The sequence below is a fragment of the Neorhizobium sp. NCHU2750 genome (genome assembly GCF_003597675.1).
Classification (GTDB): domain Bacteria; phylum Pseudomonadota; class Alphaproteobacteria; order Rhizobiales; family Rhizobiaceae; genus Neorhizobium.
Window position 1 is genome coordinate 2,952,324 of the sequence record NZ_CP030827.1, and the last position, 15,564, is coordinate 2,967,887.

Genomic DNA, 15,564 nt, shown 5'->3' on the forward strand with positions numbered 1-15,564 from the left:
AAATCCTGCAATTGGCCGATGGTCGAAGACCGGTCGTCAGAGTGCTGCGTCTCGCGCGCCTTCTGCAAGAAGCCCGAAGGCATAGGTGGAAAACGACCGCCAGACCTCGACCCGGAACGCATCTTCCGCGGTCCGGAGCAACACGATCTCCACCTTGCCGAACAGCGTGCGCGAGCATGCACCGACCGGGAACACGTCGAGCGACAGATCCTGCGCGCAACCGGCATTGATCGCGTCGGCCGCGCCCGGCCCGGAGACGAGGATGGCGGTGTTGCGGTGGGAGATATCGGTTGCCGAATGCAGCGCACCGGATTTCGCGGCATCAGCAACAAGGCTACTGCCGACTTCCGACCCGCCATCGGCAAACACCAGCCATTCGTCCGGTCCGATCCACATCGCCGTGCGCCCACTGGCCGAGGACGACGTCTTCGGCCTGACCGGCAATTCGACTCCGAGTGCGGCAGAAAGTGCCGCGACATCCTCGGCGCGCACACGCAGGTTGATCCGCTCGGCAGGCGCGGCCGGCTCCAGCCGCGCGGTGGCCGAGCCGCCGTGGGCGCCGGAAAGCGGAAGACTGCGGGTTGCGATATTGGAACCAAGCTCAGCCATTGATGCGGCCTCCTTCCTTGTCGAAGAACACCAGGTCGGTCACTTCGACGGCAATCGTCTTGTCGGGCATCGGCACATAGAGCGTCTCGCCCATCCTCGTCCGCCCGCCAGACACGAGTGCGAACGCGATCGAACGGCCGAGATTTTCCGACCAATAGGACGAGGTGACATGGCCGAGCATGGTCATCGGCTTCGGCTGGTTCGGGTCGGCGACGATCTGCCCCCCTTCTTCCAGCACTTCGAGCGGATCCTTGGTGATGAGACCGACCAGCTGCTTGCGGCCTTCGCGCACGAGATCCGGACGCTTGAGGCCGCGGATACCGACGAAATCCGTCTTCTTCTTGGAAACGGCCCAGCCATAGCCCGCATCGTCCGGCGTCACGGTTCCGTCCGTATCCTGCCCGACGATGATATAGCCCTTTTCGGCACGCAGGATATGCATGGTCTCAGTGCCGTAAAGGCAGGCGCCCATGCCTCGTGCCCGCTCCCATACGGCCTTCAGCACAGCCGGACCGAAATCGGCCGGCACGTTGATCTCGTAGCCGATCTCGCCGGTAAACGACACGCGGAAGAGACGCGCCGGCACGCCCATGACCGTGCATTCCGCAACGCTCATATGCGGGAAGGCCTCGTTGGAAATATCGAGCCCTTCGACGAACGGCTCGATGATCTCGCGCGCCTTCGGCCCCTGCACCGCAATCACCGCCCACTGCTCGCTGGTCGAGGTGAGCCACACCTTGAGGTCCGGGAATTCCGTCTGCAGATAGTCTTCCATGTGGTTGAGCACGCGCGGCGCACCGCCGGTCGTCGTCGTCACATGGAACCGGTCCTCGGCCAGACGCCCGACGACGCCGTCGTCATAGACGAAGCCGTCCTCGCGGGTCATGATCCCGTAGCGGCATTTGCCGGGCTTCAGCGTATCCCAGGCATTGGTGTACATCAGGTTGAGGAATTTTGCCGCATCCGGCCCCACCACCTCGATCTTGCCGAGCGTCGAGGCATCGAACACGCCGCCAACCGTGCGCACCGTCTTGCATTCGCGGTTGACCGCAGTGTGCATGTCTTCGCCGCGCTTGGGGAAATACCAGGCGCGCTTCCAGTTACCGACGTTTTCGAACTCCGCGCCTTCGGCTTCTTCGAATGCATGCATCGGCGTCTTGCGCGCCGGATCGAACAGCTCGCCGCGCGAGTGGTTGATCAGCGTGCCGTAGGTGACCGGCGTGTAGGGCGCACGGAAGGTCGTCAGGCCCACCTGCGGGATCGGGCGACCCAGCATTTCCGACGCAATCGCCAGACCATGCATGTTGGAAAGTTTGCCCTGGTCCGATGCCATGCCATTGGTGGTAAAGCGCTTGATATGCTCGATCGAATGCATCCCCTCGCGCACCGCAAGGCGGATGTCCTTCGCCGTCACGTCATGCTGGAAGTCGACAAAGGCCTTCACCGCATGTTCCGGCCCTGCACCTTCGCCGGCACCGACCATACCGCCGGTCCAGTCGAAGCGGTTTTCGCCCGAAAGCGCCAACCGGCCGCCACCGGCGGTAATCGCCTCGTCGATCAGTTCGGCAAGATCGTCGGTCCCGTTGCAGGCGCCGACCGAGATCGCGTTCTGCGCATAGATATCCGGCACGAAGCGCTGGTTTGCCTCATCGAACTTGAGCTTGCCGCGCGACTGCGAGAACAGATGCACGGATGGCGTCCAGCCGGCCGATACGATCAGCGCATCGACCTTGATCTTGCGGCGATCGAAATTGCCGTTGCGGGCAACTGTCATGGAATTGATCCGCAGGCGGCCCGACGTGTCGACGACCGCATGACCGGTCAGGACGTCGATCCCGAGCTTGCGGGCCTCGGCCAGAACCGCCTCGCCCGGCCGGTCGCGGCAATCGATGATCGCAGCGATCGCCACACCGGCGCGCTTCAGGTCGAAGGCGGTCTCATAGGCGGAATCGTGCGCCGTATAGACGCCGACATTGCGGCCGACGGCAACGCCGTGGTGATTGAGGAAGCTGCGCGCCGCCGATGCCAGCATGATGCCGGGACGGTCATTGTTGGCGAACACCATGTGCCGCTCGATCGAACCGGTCGCAAGCACGACCTTCTTCGTCCGCACCTGCCACAGGCGTTCGCGCGGCGCATCCTTGGATGGCTTGGCGATATGGTCGGTCACCCGTTCAACGAGACCGAGGAAACCATGATTATAGTAGCCGAACACCGTCGTGCGGGTCAGCACCGTCACATTCGGCATCGCCTTCAGCGTCGCAGCCGTGGCCTGCGCCCAGTCATAACCGTTCTGGCCATCGATCATCGTCGATGACTCGGCATGCAGCGCACCGCCGACCTCGGGCTGTTCGTCGACCAGAATGACCTTCTTGCCTGTCGCGGCAGCAGAGAGCGCCGCCGTCAGGCCGGCAACACCCGCGCCTGCGATCAGCACGTCGCAATGAACGTAGCGGCTGGCATAGTGATCCGGATCGTCTTCCGTCGGCGCGACGCCGAGCCCCGCCGAGCGGCGGATGATCGGTTCGTAGATCTTGTGCCAGGCTTCCTTCGGCCACATGAAGGTCTTGTAGTAGAACCCGGCGGCAAAGAATGGCGCAAGCACATCATTGACCGCACCGATATCGTGCTTCAACGAAGGCCAGCGGTTCTGCGAGGCGATCTTCGCACCGTCGAACACTTCCTGCACCGTGGCACGCACGTTCGGCTGGCGGCGGGCCGCATCGCGGGATACGTCGAGCAGTGCATTCGGCTCTTCCGGGCCGGATGTCAGGATGCCGCGCGGGCGGTGATATTTGAACGAGCGGCCGAGAAGATGCACGCCATGCGCCAGGAGCGCGGAGGCGACCGTATCGCCCTCGAGCGCGGTGTAGTTCTTGCCATCGAAGGTGAAGCGCGCGGTGCGGGCCGGCGTGTGTCGGCCGGCGCCCTTGATGCGGAATGCGCCGCTATTGGAAGAAGAACTCATCGGTTGTCTCCCTCCGTCGCTTCCCAGGTTTCGACGCTTGCGTCTTCCACGATCGCCGCGGCTTTCTCGGCAACCGGCACGGGCTGTTTCGGCAGGCCTGCCTTGTAGGTCATCAGGAACTTGTCGCTCACCGTATCGCGGGCCGCATTGAAGAAACGACCGCAGCCGTTCAAATGCCGCCAGCGCTCATAGGTGAGGCCTTTTTCATTGTTACGAAGGAAGAAATATTCGGCAAATTCCTGGTCGGAAATGGCCGCGATATTCTCCGGCCGCGCGATATGCGCTTCGCCGGCCCAATGGAATTCGAGCTCCGAGCGATCTTCCTCGCAATAGGGGCAGTGGATCAAAAGCATCTGGTCTATTCCCCTGTAATCAGTGCGCCACGGCAGCAGCAGCCGCCTCGTCGATCAGCCGGCCGGTGCGGAACCGGTCGAGCGTCAGGCCGGCCGCCAGCTTGTGCGGCTCGCCCCTGGCGATCAGATGGGCAAACAAATGGGCCGAACCCGGCGTAGCCTTGAAACCACCCGTGCCCCAACCGCAGTTGAGGAACAGGCCCGGCACCGGCGTGACGCCCTGGATCGGCGAACGGTCGGGCGTGTTATCGGTGATGCCGCCCCATTGGCGCATCATCTTCACCCGGCGGAAGATCGGGAAGAGTTCGCAGATGGCGTCCAGCGTATGGGTGATGATCTGCAGGCCACCGGTCTGCGAGTAGGAATTGTACTGGTCGGTGCCGGCGCCGATGACAAGCTCGCCCTTGTCCGACTGCGAGATATAGGCATGCACGGTGTTCGACATGACGACGCAGGGGAAGATCGGCTTCATCGGCTCGGAAACCAGGGCCTGCAGCGGATTGGAATTGAGCGGCACGCGTACGCCCGCCATTTCCATGACGACCGTGTTGTGGCCCGAGGCCGACACGCCGATCTTCTTGGCGCCGATGAACCCGCGCGAGGTTTCCACGCCCTGCACTTCGCCATTCGGCCCGCGACGGATACCGGTCACTTCGCAATTCTGGATGATGTGCACGCCGCGGTCTGCCGCCGCACGCGCATAGCCCCAGGCGACCGCATCATGGCGGGCCGTGCCGCCACGGCGCTGGACGGCGGCACCGTTGATCGGATGGCGGGCCGTCTTGGAAATGTCGAGGACCGGCACGAAGGCTTTCGCCTGCTCGGGCGTCATCCATTCATTGTCGATGCCGTAAAGCCGGTTGGCATGGATATGCCGCTTGAACGACTGCTCGTCATGAATGTTGTGCGACAGCATCATCACGCCGCGCGGCGAATACATGACATTGTAATTGAGCTCCTGGCTCAAGCCCTCCCAGAGCTTCAGCGAATGCTCGAAAATGTCCATGCTCTCTTCATAGAGATAGTTGGAACGGATGATCGTCGTGTTGCGCCCGGTATTGCCGCCGCCGAGCCAGCCCTTTTCGATCACCGCGACATTTGTGATGCCATGCTCCTTGGCAAGATAATAGGCCGCCCCCAGACCATGACCGCCGGCGCCGATGATGATCACGTCATAGCTGGATCGCGGCTCGGGAGACGTCCACTGCGCCTCCCATCCCTTGTGAGCGCGCATTGCCTCGCGAGCTATGGCGAAAACCGAATATTTGCGCATCGCGCCTCTCTTCCTTGGCTAAGCCCACCGGTCGCAAACGACCCTCAGGGACTTGGGTAGTGCCATACCCATCGCAAATCAATATGCGCCGCAATGGCCACATTGCGACGCATCGGAAGATTGTTTCGACACGATTGAAAATGCCGCGACGGCAGCAGGCAAGCTTTCCATCCAACGCGGCGACGGCCCGCCATGCCCTCGCCATCGGCCATTGCCTCGCGTCACAGACCGTCGCACGCCCCAGGCCCATCGGGCCAATAACATGGCCAAACGTGCGGACCTGATTATCACAACCATTTTTCACATTACCGGCGTTAGCCTATATGGACTTCCGCGGACTCATCTGCTATTGCGCACACAAATCGCACGGCCGGACGCCGGGCATCACTATGACTTCGCCTCGAATCCAAGACGATCACCTGGCGACCAACAAACCAAAGGAACGGGATTTCACGTGCAGGTACTTGTCCGCGATAACAACGTTGATCAGGCTCTCCGCGCTCTCAAGAAGAAGCTGCAGCGCGAAGGCGTTTTCCGCGAAATGAAGATGCGCGAAAGCTACGAAAAGCCTTCGGAAAAGCGCGCTCGCGAAAAGGCTGAAGCTGTTCGTCGTGTTCGCAAGCTGGCTCGCAAGCGCATGCAGCGCGAAGGCCTGCTGCCCAGCACGCGCCCTGCTCGCTAATCGGCCGTCTTTTAGACGCTTTTATGTGAATAAAGAGCGGGGGCGACTTTGGCGCCGCCGCTTTTTTCATTGTTCCGGGTTAAATCAAACCCACTTTGCCGATACGAGGACCTGCGCCTGATGGCCGCCAAGACTTCCGTTGATACCGATGGAATCATCGTTTCCCGCCCTTCGTTCCTGATCAATATCCGCGCGCGTGGGCCTGTTCTGGCTGCGATGATCGGTGTGGCGAGCCTCGCCGGCTGCGCAACAGGTCCAACCACCAACGACGTCATTGCCGTCGATCGCGCCCAGGGCTCGCAGGAAAACATCGCATCGCTGACGTCGGTCATCAATGCCAATCCGCAGGATCCGGAAGGTTACAACAGCCGCGGCTCGGCTTACGGCCGTGCTGGCGAGAACCGCCGTGCGATCGACGACTTTACCCGCGCCATCCAGCTGAACCCGCAATTCTACCAGGCCTATGCCAACCGCGCGCTCGTCCTGCGCAGCATGGGCAAGCCGGTCGATGCGGTCAATGATTACAATCGCGCCCTGCAGATCAATCCGAATTACGACGTCGCCTATATCGGCCGTGGCAATATCTATCGCCAGGCCGGCCGCAACGACGAAGCCTTCAACGATTTCAACAAGGCCATCCAGCTCGATACGACGGACGGGCGCGCCTATCACAACCGCGGCCTGATCTATCAGATCCGCGGCCAGCAGGATAAGGCGATCGAGGACTTCTCCAAGGCGATCTCGCTGTCGCCGAGCTCGCCGGAACCCTATAACGGCCGCGGCACCTCCTATATCGCGCTCAACGACGACGACAACGCCTTCGCCGACTTCAACCGCGCAATCGAGCTGAACGACAAGGTAGCGGAATCCTGGGCCAACCAGGCACTCGTCTACGAGCGTCGCGGCGACCGTGGCCGCGCCTACAAGTCCTACGCGCACGCCATGCGTCTCGACCCGAACTACCAGCCGGCAGTTGATGGCGCAAACCGCACCCGCGGCAACAGCTAAGACCGGCCTGCCCCGTCAAAAGACGGGGCAACCTCACATGATCTGGCCGCAGCCGTATGTCCTGCCTGCCTGAACGGCGAAGGCCTCCTTTCAGGGAGCTTGCCATGTCACGCAGCATCATCGTCATCGGCGGCGGCATCATCGGCGCCTCGATCGCCTGGCACCTCACGATCGCAGGCGCCAAGGTGCGCCTCGTCTGCGAAAAGCCCGGCGGTATCGCCACGCCCAATTCCTTCGCCTGGATCAATGCCAGCTGGGGCAATCCTCACGACTATTTCAAGCTGCGCATGCGCTCAATCCGGGAATGGTCGCGTCTCGGCAAGGATGTTGCGGGCCTGCCGCTGTCCTGGCAGGGCGGTCTCTGCTGGGACCTGCCGGAAGACAAGCTCCTGGCCTATGCGGAAGAACACACATCCTGGGGCTATGATATAAAGCGCCTTGATGCCGCGGAAATCAGCGCCCGCGAACCGGCCTTGGTCAATATCCCCGAAATGGCGCTGTCGGCGCCGCTCGAAGGCGTGGCAGAACCGCGTGACGCGGCAATGATCCTGATCGCCGATGCGATGCGGCGCGGCATGGAAACGGTCGAGAATGCGCGTGTGACCGCCCTCAAGCGCGACACGGCCGGCCGGGTCTCCGGCGTCGCCACCGACAGGGGCGAATGGACGGTCGACGAAATCGTGCTGGCCGCCGGAGCGGAGACGGCAACGCTCGCGGCCGGTATCGGGGTGGATGTGCCGATCCACACCCCGCCCGGCCTTCTCGTCCATTCGAAGCCTGTTCCGCCGATGTTGAACGGCCTTGTCATCGCCCCCGAACTGCATCTGCGCCAGACAGCCGAGGGCCGGATCGTTGCCGGATCGGATTTCGGTGGCACGGATCCAGGTACGGATCCCGACGCCGCGGCAGACGAGCTTTTCTCGAAGGTGAAATCCTTCCTCAAGGGCGGCGAAAACCTCGAACTCGACTTCCACACCACCGGCTACCGGCCAACCCCGAAGGATGGCTTTCCAATTGTCGGGCGCGTGGCGGGGAGAGACGGGCTTTACCTCGCCGTCACCCATTCCGGCATCACGCTGGCTCCCGCACTTGGCCTCTTTGCCGCCCGCGAGATCCTCGATGGCGAAGACGAAGCGCTGCTTGCGCCCTATAGGCTGCAGCGCTTCGCCTGACCGTCATCAGCGCCAGCCAAGGGCCGGCGCGACATGCTTTAGGATCGCCTCGATCACATGGGCGTTGTATTCCACGCCCAGCTGGTTCGGCACGGTCAGAAGCAACGTGTCGGCTTCGGCGATTGCCTCGTCCTCACGCAGCTGTGCGATCAGCTGATCAGGCTCCGCCGCATAAGAGCGGCCGAAGATCGCCCGCGTATTCTCGTCGATGAAGCCGATCGAATCGTCTTCCTTGCCGCCGCGGCCAAAATAGGCACGGTCGCGATCATCGACCAGCGCGAAGATTGAGCGGCTGACGGAAACCCGCGGCTCCCGCTTGTGGCCCGCTTCCTTCCAGGCCTCGCGATAGGCGCGGATCTGCTTGGCCTGCTGTATATGGAAGGCCTCGCCTGTTTCGTCGTCCTTCAGGGTCGAGCTCTGCAGGTTCATGCCCTTCTGCGCCGCCCAGATGGCGGTGGCATTGGAACCGGCCCCCCACCAGATACGCTCGCCCAGCCCCTCGGAATGCGGCTCGAGCCGCAACAGGCCCGGAGGATTGGGAAACATCGGGCGCGGATTGGGCTTGGCGAACCCCTGCCCCTTCAGGACGTCGAGGAAGACTTCGGCGTGGCGGCGGCCCATATCCGCATCGCTCTTGCCCTCCTCCGGCTCGTAGCCGAAATAGCGCCAGCCATCGATCACCTGCTCCGGCGAACCGCGGCTGATACCGAGCTGCAGACGACCCTGGGAAATCAGGTCGGCAGCGCCGGCATCTTCGGCCATGTAGAGCGGGTTCTCATAGCGCATGTCGATGACGCCGGTGCCGATCTCGATCTTCGAGGTCTTGGCGCCGACTGCGGCGAGAAGCGGAAACGGCGAGGCAAGCTGCCGAGCGAAATGGTGGACGCGGAAATAGGCACCGTCAGCGCCAAGTTCTTCGGCCGCAACGGCAAGGTCGATCGACTGCAGTAGCGTGTCACCGGCAGAGCGCGTCTGCGACTGCGGCGACGGTGTCCAGTGGCCGAACGAAAGGAAACCGATCTTCTTCATGGGGATCACTCCGGGATAAGCGTTCGAAATTACGTTGACGCTTACATGGCATGCCAGAGCGATCTCCGTTAGTCCTCACCTGCCGGATTTGCCGAAACGGATTGTTCGATTTTACTGAACGACGATTGCAATTTGTATATTGACGCAACAGGGTGGCAAGCCCGCCGCGCGCAAGGGCCTAGCCTTGGCGAGACCCCGCCTTAACGGAGCAGGAACAGTCCGGCAGCGTTGAGGATGACGAAAAGAACAAGTCCGCCGATCAGCCCGAGCCCGCCATAGAAACCGGCCGCCATCGCGATCAGCAGCACGATGATGAACAGCGAGCCCCATTTGGCGGCGGCCAGGAAAAACGCGTAGGTCTGTTCGTGCGCGGCATAGTCCATCGGCGCGCCAAGCTCTGCCGGTCCAGTGTGATGATCGTCCATCAAGCCTCTCCCCGATCGATGCATCTCAGCCTCAACCCGCCCGCCTGCCAAAACTCCTCCAGTCAGGCATTCGGGAAGATCGCATATCAGGGATCGCACAAACAACCGAAGAGCGCAACATCCGCATCATGCAGCCGTTCGAAGACAGGCAACGACCGATGCCCTATCAACGCAGATAGGCCATTTCCGGCGAATTGGGGCGACTGGCGAAGCGGGCTGTCGGCAGCACCGTCAGAGGCGGCGCGCGCATCACTGGCGACTCCCCGAACATCAACCGCCGTTCATAGGCTTCGGACTGGAACAGCGGAAAACGGCGCATCAGCTGCGGGCGCACTTCGCGAACACGCGACGCAAGCAGTGTCAGCTCGAAACCGTACATCGGCGCAATGGTGGGCGGTACAAGCGTATCCGCAAGGAAGATGCGCTTGTAGAAGGCGGCATGCGGCGGCCGGATATGCTGCAGCACAAGATCAGTATCGAAATGGATAGCGGCCATGATGGTCGGCCGGAGCGTGATATAGGGGATGGTCGGCAGCTCACCGACGATATCCGGATCGACGGCAAAACGTGCCGGATCGATGAACGACTTGCCACTGTCGAGCAGCTCATTGACGGCTTCGGGAAAAACCCCGACCGACTGGCTGACCCGGTGATCCGGCACGACATGATGCACGCGGATCGTCGAGATCAGTTCCTCGTAATAATAGATGCCGAAGACATAGGCATGCGAGTCGAAATCGATCCTGTCGAGCATGCTGCTCGCCCCGACAGGAAGCACGTTCTGCGCCTTATAGGCCCTGTAGCGCAGCCTCGCGACGTCCTCGAAATCCTCGTGCCCCTCGATCCGCCGGTATTCGATATGATCGAGCCCCGACAGGAGTTTTTCCGAAAAGGCCTTGTCTGAAAAATTTTGAACCACTGACATTTGAGCTATCCACCGCTATTAACGAAGGATTAACCCTGAAATCGAACTGCTTCGCAATGATCCAAATTATGATTAACAGTCTTTTAAATGTTATGGTTAACAGGGCGTTGCCTGTTCAATTTTAGAACATCCTACTTTACGCATAAGAATTTAGCGAAAAGGCCCTAGCCGACTGTGCCGAAAGCGCGCGGCTCCGCATTCTTCTCCCGGCGGCTCTGGCGTGCGGCCATTCGACGTCCGGACGTCGTCTTGTTGCTCAGCTCGACGATCGCATTGGCAGGGATCGGCGGCGAGAAGATATAGCCCTGCACCAGATCGGCAAACCGGTGCTTTTTGACCAGCTCGAGCTGTTCAAAGGTTTCGACACCCTCAATCACGATCTTCAGGTCCAGTTCGCGCGACAGATGCACGATGCCGCTCAAGAGCTTGAGGCGGCGCGGCTCGGTACCGATCTCGCGAACGAAGGCGCGATCGATCTTGACAATGTCGATCGGTAGGGAATCAAGATAGCTGAGGCTGGAGAAACCGGTGCCGAAATCGTCGATGGCGATGGTCACGCCGCTTTCCCGCAGCTGACCAAGTGTTGCGCTGACCACCACCGGCTCGTCCATGAAGCAGCTTTCCGTCACTTCCAGATGCAGCCTGTCAGGGGTGAGATCGTAACGTTCCAGCGTCTCGGCAACCTTCGCGACGATCTGACCACCCTTCAGGTCATGGATCGACAGGTTGACGGAGACCGCCATTCCGTTCTGCCAGGATGCGCAGTCGCGGCAGGCACGGTCCAGCACGAAATGGGTGATCTGCGAGATCATGCCCATGCTTTCGGCCATGGGAATGAAGATCGCCGGACCGATGAAACCGCGTTCGGCATGCGACCAGCGCACCAGCGCCTCGCAGCATTCCATCTCCGATCCGTCCGGGCGGTACATGGGCTGGTAGACGACATTGAGCTCGCCCTGCTCGATGGCATTGCGCAGGTCTGCCTTCAGCCTCTGCTCGGCGACATAGCGCGCGTCCATTTCGGGCCGGAAGATGGTCAGCATACCATTGCCCACCGACTTTGCATCGTTGAGCGCCAGGTCCGCCTTGATCTGCCATGCCTCCATATCGAATTCACGGCTGTCCAGAATGACGCCGCCGCAATTCAGCAGCACCGGCAGATCGGTCCGGTCAACGGAATAGACGCCCTGGACGGCCATCTGGATCGACGAGATCCGCTGCTCCAGTTCATGGCGATCACTGCCCGTCGCCAGGATGACGAACTCGTCGCCGACCAGGCGGGCAACGATGACATTCTCCGTAGCCGCACCGCGAAGCCTCTCGGCGATAGAAGCGAGCAGCTTGTCGCCGATCACATGGCCCTGCATGTCGTTGACATGCTTGAAGCCATCCACGTCGAAAATCACCAGGGCAGCAAGCAGTTCACCACCCGTCTCTTTCAGATGGCGCGTGGCAAGCTCGGCGAAGTATCCGCGTGTCGGCAGGCCTGTCAGCGTGTCGTAGCGCACCAGATGCAGGATCTTCTCCTCGGCGGCAACGCGGGCGCTGACATCTTCGAACAACATGACAACGCCACCGTCCGTGCGGTGGCTGAGCGAGAATTCCAGATAGACGGTCTCCTTTAGGCAGAGAAGCGTCTTTCCCGCATGCCCCCCGGACAGTTGTCCGATCTTTCTCAGGATATCGTCGGACAACGATTTTCCGCTGCGCCTCAGGACCGTAATGAAGGCCGCCCCCTTCAGTTCGTCGGCATCAGGCAACTCCAGCAGCTCGCAGGCCCGGCGGTTGATCACCTGCACCCTGCCATCCTCATCCAGCATGATCAGCGCGTGCGTCATCGTGCTGAGCGCGATATCGAACTGGTCGGCTATCCGCGCCATCTCGCGCGAGGCCAGCACGTTCTCGTAAAGGAACTCCCGCACGCCCCGCGCCATCGACTGGGTCGTCAGTCCGAAAGGAATGAGGAACAGCGAGATCAGCGCCAGATAGAGTTCGCCGGTCATCAGGCAGGCAATCACCAGCGGCAGGCAGCAGCCGATCGTCTGCAGCCCGACGGCACGCGCCGAGCCGTAATTCCTGCCGACGATCGACACCATGGATGCCATCGTCACGGCAATGCACATGAAAGCCGCCAGCATGTCGCGCAGAACCAGAACGGCGTAGGCGCTGTTTATCCCGAGAAGAAACGCCGTCGCGGCCGCGCCATGGACATATCGCATCTCCCACGATTCGATCTCTTTCTTGGAGAGCCCGGCGCGGTCGAGCATGTCGAACCGGCGGAACCAATAGATCCGATAGGAAAAAATGGCGAGGAACAGCCCGATCGACAGGATGTAGAACCTGGAACCCGTCGTCGCATAGATGATCGCGCAGGAAAGGATATGGACAACCATACCCGTCCATAGCGTTCCACGATTTTTGAACAGCGATTCGACGAACGGCAGATACAATTCTGTCGGTAGCGCCTTCGCTTCCAAATCCTTCATCGGGTCTCATTCCCTTGGCGTTCGGCAGACATTGGACAAAACCCTTTAAGAATTGATTGTTTTGCATGTTCCCCCCTGCAATGACGGGGGCGCTTGTGAGAACGTGTTCAATGAAGCGTAAAGGGCATTGTCCGATTTCGGCACGCATCCTTGGCCAGAATATAAGCCTTTCAGCATTCTCCATCGATCGTCGACGTCAAGAACTTGCCAATTCGCAACAGCGAAAAATATTAATTTCGGCTGGTTCAATTGCGAGCTGCACGATGCCGATCAGGCCGGCTGGTCACCTGTACCAACCCGTCTGCGGCCGGCGGGTTCCATCAGGATCGCGAGAGCGGTGTAGGTTATGGCCAGCACCCAGAGCACTTCAAACCGGCCCGAAACATCCACAATCGAAGCGCCTAGTTGGGCGATGTTCACCATGCCGGGAATGGCAGAACTGCTGGGCAACAGAAGCCCGACGGTTCTCAGCCAACCCGCAATTGCCTCGGATGGCCAGGCGAAACCGGACAGGAACATGAAAGGCAACCCGACCGTCGCCAGCACCAGCTGCACGGCAAGCGGATTGCGCAGCAACCGTGCCGTGACCATGCCGAGCGAGGCGACGGCGATGAGAAACGGGAGAGCAAAGACATAGATGTCCAGCGCCGAACCCAGCCGTGGTATCCCATAGAGATATGGCAGGGCCAACAGATAGAAGGCGACGACGACCGCCTCGATCACCGCATAGGCCAACAGCCGGCCGAACACGCGGGCAAACGGTCCGCCCCCTTCGGGTCCTGCCGCCGAAAGCGCCGGGTTGGGCAGCGTCCCGAGCAGCGCCACCCCCATCAGAAGCGTCTGCTGCAGGATCAGCATGAAGGCAGCCGGCAGGATATAGGTTGCATAGCCGCCCTGTGGGTTGAACAGGGTAACCGCCGTCAGCGGCAGCGGATCGGGCGCTGCCTGCGCCATCACCGGATCGACGCCCTGGGCAATCAGCCTCGCCGTCTCGATTTCGGCACCCATCGTCTTGGCGACAGCCGTCACCGCACCTGAAATACGCTGATAAATCAGGAAGTAGCTGGCATCCGCATAGAGAGCGATCGGCGAGGCGCGGCCATGCAGCAGGTCGCGCTCGAAATCGTGCGGGATGACCAGAATCCCGTAGAGGCTGCGCGTGTAGATTTCCCGCTCGGCACTGGCGATATCCGGCATCGCAGCTGCGATCGCCACATCCGAGGAGGCATCGATCCGCCGGGCGAGTTCGCGGCTGCTGTCGCTGCCGTCGAGATCGACGAGCGCAATCGGCACGTCACGCAGTGCCTCGGCCCTGTAAGGCTGCGGGTAATAGACCGAATAGAGGCAGACGGCCATGACCAGCACCGCAAAGGCCGGTTTCAGCGTGAAGATGCGCCGCAACTCTATGCGGCAGACAATCAGGATGCCACTCATGCCGCAGCCTCCTTCATCGCTACCGCCGCGTCACGCCGCGCCCTCAAAATCTCCAGTCGCGCGATGACCACCAGCAGCAGAATGAGCACTATGGCGAGAAGGCTGAGCAACGGCTTCATCGAAAGGTCCGCCGGCGTGCCGCGCACGGTCTGGTCGATCCTCAATGCCAGATACCAGGTTCCAGGCATGGCGCCACCCCAGTAATAGGCAAAGGCATTCATCCCGATCCGCGGAAAACCGATCCCCATGAAGCCGAAGGCAGGCGCGGTGATCAGCGTGCTGAAGCTCACCGCATTGACGGTCGGCAACAGAAGGGCCAGCACCACGCCGATCAATTGCCCGGCAAGGATGAACAGCACCGCACCGGCCAGCAGGATAACCCGCTCCCCGCGCAGTGGAAGGCCGAACCAGCCGAACAGCAGCACATCCGAAAGTCCGAGCACGCAGAGAAAGATCAGCGTGAAGGGCAATATCTTGCCCGCAACCGCCGGCCAGAGCCCGCCACCCAGGCGCCTGAGGATCCGCAGCCGATGCGGCGTCTCCACATCGCGCCCCACCGCATAGGCCATGGTCGTTGCCGTGACGATCTGCAGGATCGCCGGCACGAGCGCGGCCAGCAGGAAATGCGCGTAGTTGAGCGTCGGATTGAACAGCGCATTGACCTGCACCGGTATCGGCTGCAGCTCGGACTGGGCGATATCAACCGGCTCTCCGCGGGCGGTGCGCAAAGACAGCCGGATGCCGGCCGCCACGCTCGGCACTGCGGCCGAAATTCCCCTGAGCGTCAGATTGCCGGCGGTCAGCGTCTGGGTATTGTAGAAGAACACCACTTCGGGGCGGCGTCCCGCAAGCGTATCGCGCTGGAGATTTTGCGGCAGCATCAGCAGCCCGTGCACCTTGCCGGAGACGATCAGCCGCCGGCCTTCGGTGAGATCCGAAACATTGAAGGCCACCGCCGTGTCAGGCGTCGCATCCACCGTGCGGATGATCGTGCGGGAAAGATCGGTGCCGTCGAGATCGAGGACGGCAATCGGCAGCCGGGTCGCAAGCCCCGCACTGAACACCGAGGCCAGCACCGCCGTGATGACGAGCGGCATGACGACGGTCAGGAAGATCAGGAACGGGCTGCGAAGATAGCGATCGACCTCGCGGCGGAAAACGAGCAGGAAACCGGGCCTGATCCTCCCCTTGCCCAGCATC

At 61.5% G+C, this 15,564-nt stretch carries 13 protein-coding genes; 3 read left to right on the forward strand and 10 right to left on the reverse strand.

Annotated features, from left to right (window positions below; genetic code table 11):
- Nucleotides 1–36 precede the first annotated feature (36 nt).
- From NCHU2750_RS14495 to NCHU2750_RS14510, 4 genes are read right to left on the reverse strand one after another with little or no spacing between them, the layout of a single operon-like run.
- Nucleotides 37–609, reverse strand: coding sequence for a sarcosine oxidase subunit gamma (locus tag NCHU2750_RS14495; protein WP_119941144.1), 573 nt, complete (start codon nucleotides 607–609; stop codon nucleotides 37–39).
- Nucleotides 602–3,577, reverse strand: a complete 2,976-nt coding sequence (locus NCHU2750_RS14500) for a sarcosine oxidase subunit alpha (protein ID WP_119941145.1) — start codon at nucleotides 3,575–3,577, stop codon at nucleotides 602–604. Before NCHU2750_RS14500 ends, NCHU2750_RS14495 begins: the two co-directional genes overlap by 8 nt.
- A complete protein-coding gene (locus tag NCHU2750_RS14505; RefSeq protein ID WP_119941146.1) occupies nucleotides 3,574–3,930 on the reverse strand; it encodes a sarcosine oxidase subunit delta in 357 nt (118 codons plus the stop codon). The genes NCHU2750_RS14500 and NCHU2750_RS14505 overlap by 4 nt, the downstream gene beginning before the upstream one ends.
- A gap of 19 nt (nucleotides 3,931–3,949) precedes the next feature.
- Nucleotides 3,950–5,203, reverse strand: a complete 1,254-nt coding sequence (locus NCHU2750_RS14510; RefSeq protein WP_119941147.1) for a sarcosine oxidase subunit beta family protein — start codon at nucleotides 5,201–5,203, stop codon at nucleotides 3,950–3,952.
- Between the two features lie 361 nt (nucleotides 5,204–5,564).
- Between NCHU2750_RS14510 and rpsU the strand changes: the two genes are divergently transcribed.
- The 3 genes from rpsU to NCHU2750_RS14525 all read left to right on the forward strand — a co-directional run bounded on the left by rpsU (nucleotide 5,565) and on the right by NCHU2750_RS14525 (nucleotide 8,065).
- On the forward strand, nucleotides 5,565–5,885 hold the full coding sequence (gene rpsU, locus NCHU2750_RS14515) for a 30S ribosomal protein S21 (protein WP_502703851.1): 321 nt from the start codon (nucleotides 5,565–5,567) through the stop codon (nucleotides 5,883–5,885).
- A 120-nt stretch (nucleotides 5,886–6,005) separates the two neighbouring features.
- Nucleotides 6,006–6,893, forward strand: a complete 888-nt coding sequence (locus NCHU2750_RS14520) for a tetratricopeptide repeat protein (RefSeq protein WP_119941149.1) — start codon at nucleotides 6,006–6,008, stop codon at nucleotides 6,891–6,893.
- Between the two features lie 104 nt (nucleotides 6,894–6,997).
- Nucleotides 6,998–8,065: an NAD(P)/FAD-dependent oxidoreductase gene (locus NCHU2750_RS14525; RefSeq protein ID WP_119941150.1), complete on the forward strand. Its 1,068-nt coding sequence runs from the start codon at nucleotides 6,998–7,000 to the stop codon at nucleotides 8,063–8,065.
- A gap of 6 nt (nucleotides 8,066–8,071) precedes the next feature.
- On the opposite strand, the gene NCHU2750_RS14530 is transcribed toward NCHU2750_RS14525, so the two are convergent.
- The 6 genes from NCHU2750_RS14530 to NCHU2750_RS14555 form a co-directional block, all read right to left on the reverse strand.
- The gene (locus tag NCHU2750_RS14530) at nucleotides 8,072–9,094 is read right to left on the reverse strand and encodes an LLM class flavin-dependent oxidoreductase (RefSeq protein WP_119941151.1); all 1,023 of its coding nucleotides are present in this window, start codon (nucleotides 9,092–9,094) and stop codon (nucleotides 8,072–8,074) included.
- Nucleotides 9,095–9,294: 200 nt separating this feature from the next.
- Nucleotides 9,295–9,519, reverse strand: a complete 225-nt coding sequence (locus NCHU2750_RS14535) for an aa3-type cytochrome c oxidase subunit IV (protein WP_119941152.1) — start codon at nucleotides 9,517–9,519, stop codon at nucleotides 9,295–9,297.
- Between the two features lie 166 nt (nucleotides 9,520–9,685).
- Complete coding sequence (locus tag NCHU2750_RS14540) at nucleotides 9,686–10,444, reverse strand: N-acyl amino acid synthase FeeM domain-containing protein (protein WP_119941153.1); 759 nt, start codon at nucleotides 10,442–10,444, stop codon at nucleotides 9,686–9,688.
- 164 nt (nucleotides 10,445–10,608) lie between these two features.
- A complete protein-coding gene (locus NCHU2750_RS14545; protein ID WP_119941154.1) occupies nucleotides 10,609–12,930 on the reverse strand; it encodes a putative bifunctional diguanylate cyclase/phosphodiesterase in 2,322 nt (773 codons plus the stop codon).
- Between the two features lie 270 nt (nucleotides 12,931–13,200).
- Nucleotides 13,201–14,364 carry an ABC transporter permease gene (locus tag NCHU2750_RS14550; protein ID WP_119941155.1) on the reverse strand — a complete coding sequence of 388 codons (1,164 nt, stop codon included), beginning with the start codon at nucleotides 14,362–14,364 and terminating at the stop codon, nucleotides 13,201–13,203.
- A complete protein-coding gene (locus tag NCHU2750_RS14555) occupies nucleotides 14,361–15,563 on the reverse strand; it encodes an ABC transporter permease (protein ID WP_119941156.1) in 1,203 nt (400 codons plus the stop codon). Before NCHU2750_RS14555 ends, NCHU2750_RS14550 begins: the two co-directional genes overlap by 4 nt.
- Nucleotide 15,564: the final 1 nt, after the last annotated feature.

What these genes read in the sequence shown, in the direction of transcription:
- NCHU2750_RS14495 (WP_119941144.1), bottom strand. Translation starts at nt 609, where the DNA reads ATGGCTGAGCTTGGTTCCAATATCGCAACCCGCAGTCTTCCGCTTTCC.
- NCHU2750_RS14500 (WP_119941145.1), bottom strand. Translation starts at nt 3,577, where the DNA reads ATGAGTTCTTCTTCCAATAGCGGCGCATTCCGCATCAAGGGCGCCGGC.
- NCHU2750_RS14505 (WP_119941146.1), bottom strand. Translation starts at nt 3,930, where the DNA reads ATGCTTTTGATCCACTGCCCCTATTGCGAGGAAGATCGCTCGGAGCTC.
- NCHU2750_RS14510 (WP_119941147.1), bottom strand. Translation starts at nt 5,203, where the DNA reads ATGCGCAAATATTCGGTTTTCGCCATAGCTCGCGAGGCAATGCGCGCT.
- NCHU2750_RS14520 (WP_119941149.1), top strand. Translation starts at nt 6,006, where the DNA reads ATGGCCGCCAAGACTTCCGTTGATACCGATGGAATCATCGTTTCCCGC.
- NCHU2750_RS14525 (WP_119941150.1), top strand. Translation starts at nt 6,998, where the DNA reads ATGTCACGCAGCATCATCGTCATCGGCGGCGGCATCATCGGCGCCTCG.
- NCHU2750_RS14530 (WP_119941151.1), bottom strand. Translation starts at nt 9,094, where the DNA reads ATGAAGAAGATCGGTTTCCTTTCGTTCGGCCACTGGACACCGTCGCCG.
- NCHU2750_RS14535 (WP_119941152.1), bottom strand. Translation starts at nt 9,519, where the DNA reads ATGGACGATCATCACACTGGACCGGCAGAGCTTGGCGCGCCGATGGAC.
- NCHU2750_RS14540 (WP_119941153.1), bottom strand. Translation starts at nt 10,444, where the DNA reads ATGTCAGTGGTTCAAAATTTTTCAGACAAGGCCTTTTCGGAAAAACTC.
- NCHU2750_RS14545 (WP_119941154.1), bottom strand. Translation starts at nt 12,930, where the DNA reads ATGAAGGATTTGGAAGCGAAGGCGCTACCGACAGAATTGTATCTGCCG.
- NCHU2750_RS14550 (WP_119941155.1), bottom strand. Translation starts at nt 14,364, where the DNA reads ATGAGTGGCATCCTGATTGTCTGCCGCATAGAGTTGCGGCGCATCTTC.
- NCHU2750_RS14555 (WP_119941156.1), bottom strand. Translation starts at nt 15,563, where the DNA reads ATGCTGGGCAAGGGGAGGATCAGGCCCGGTTTCCTGCTCGTTTTCCGC.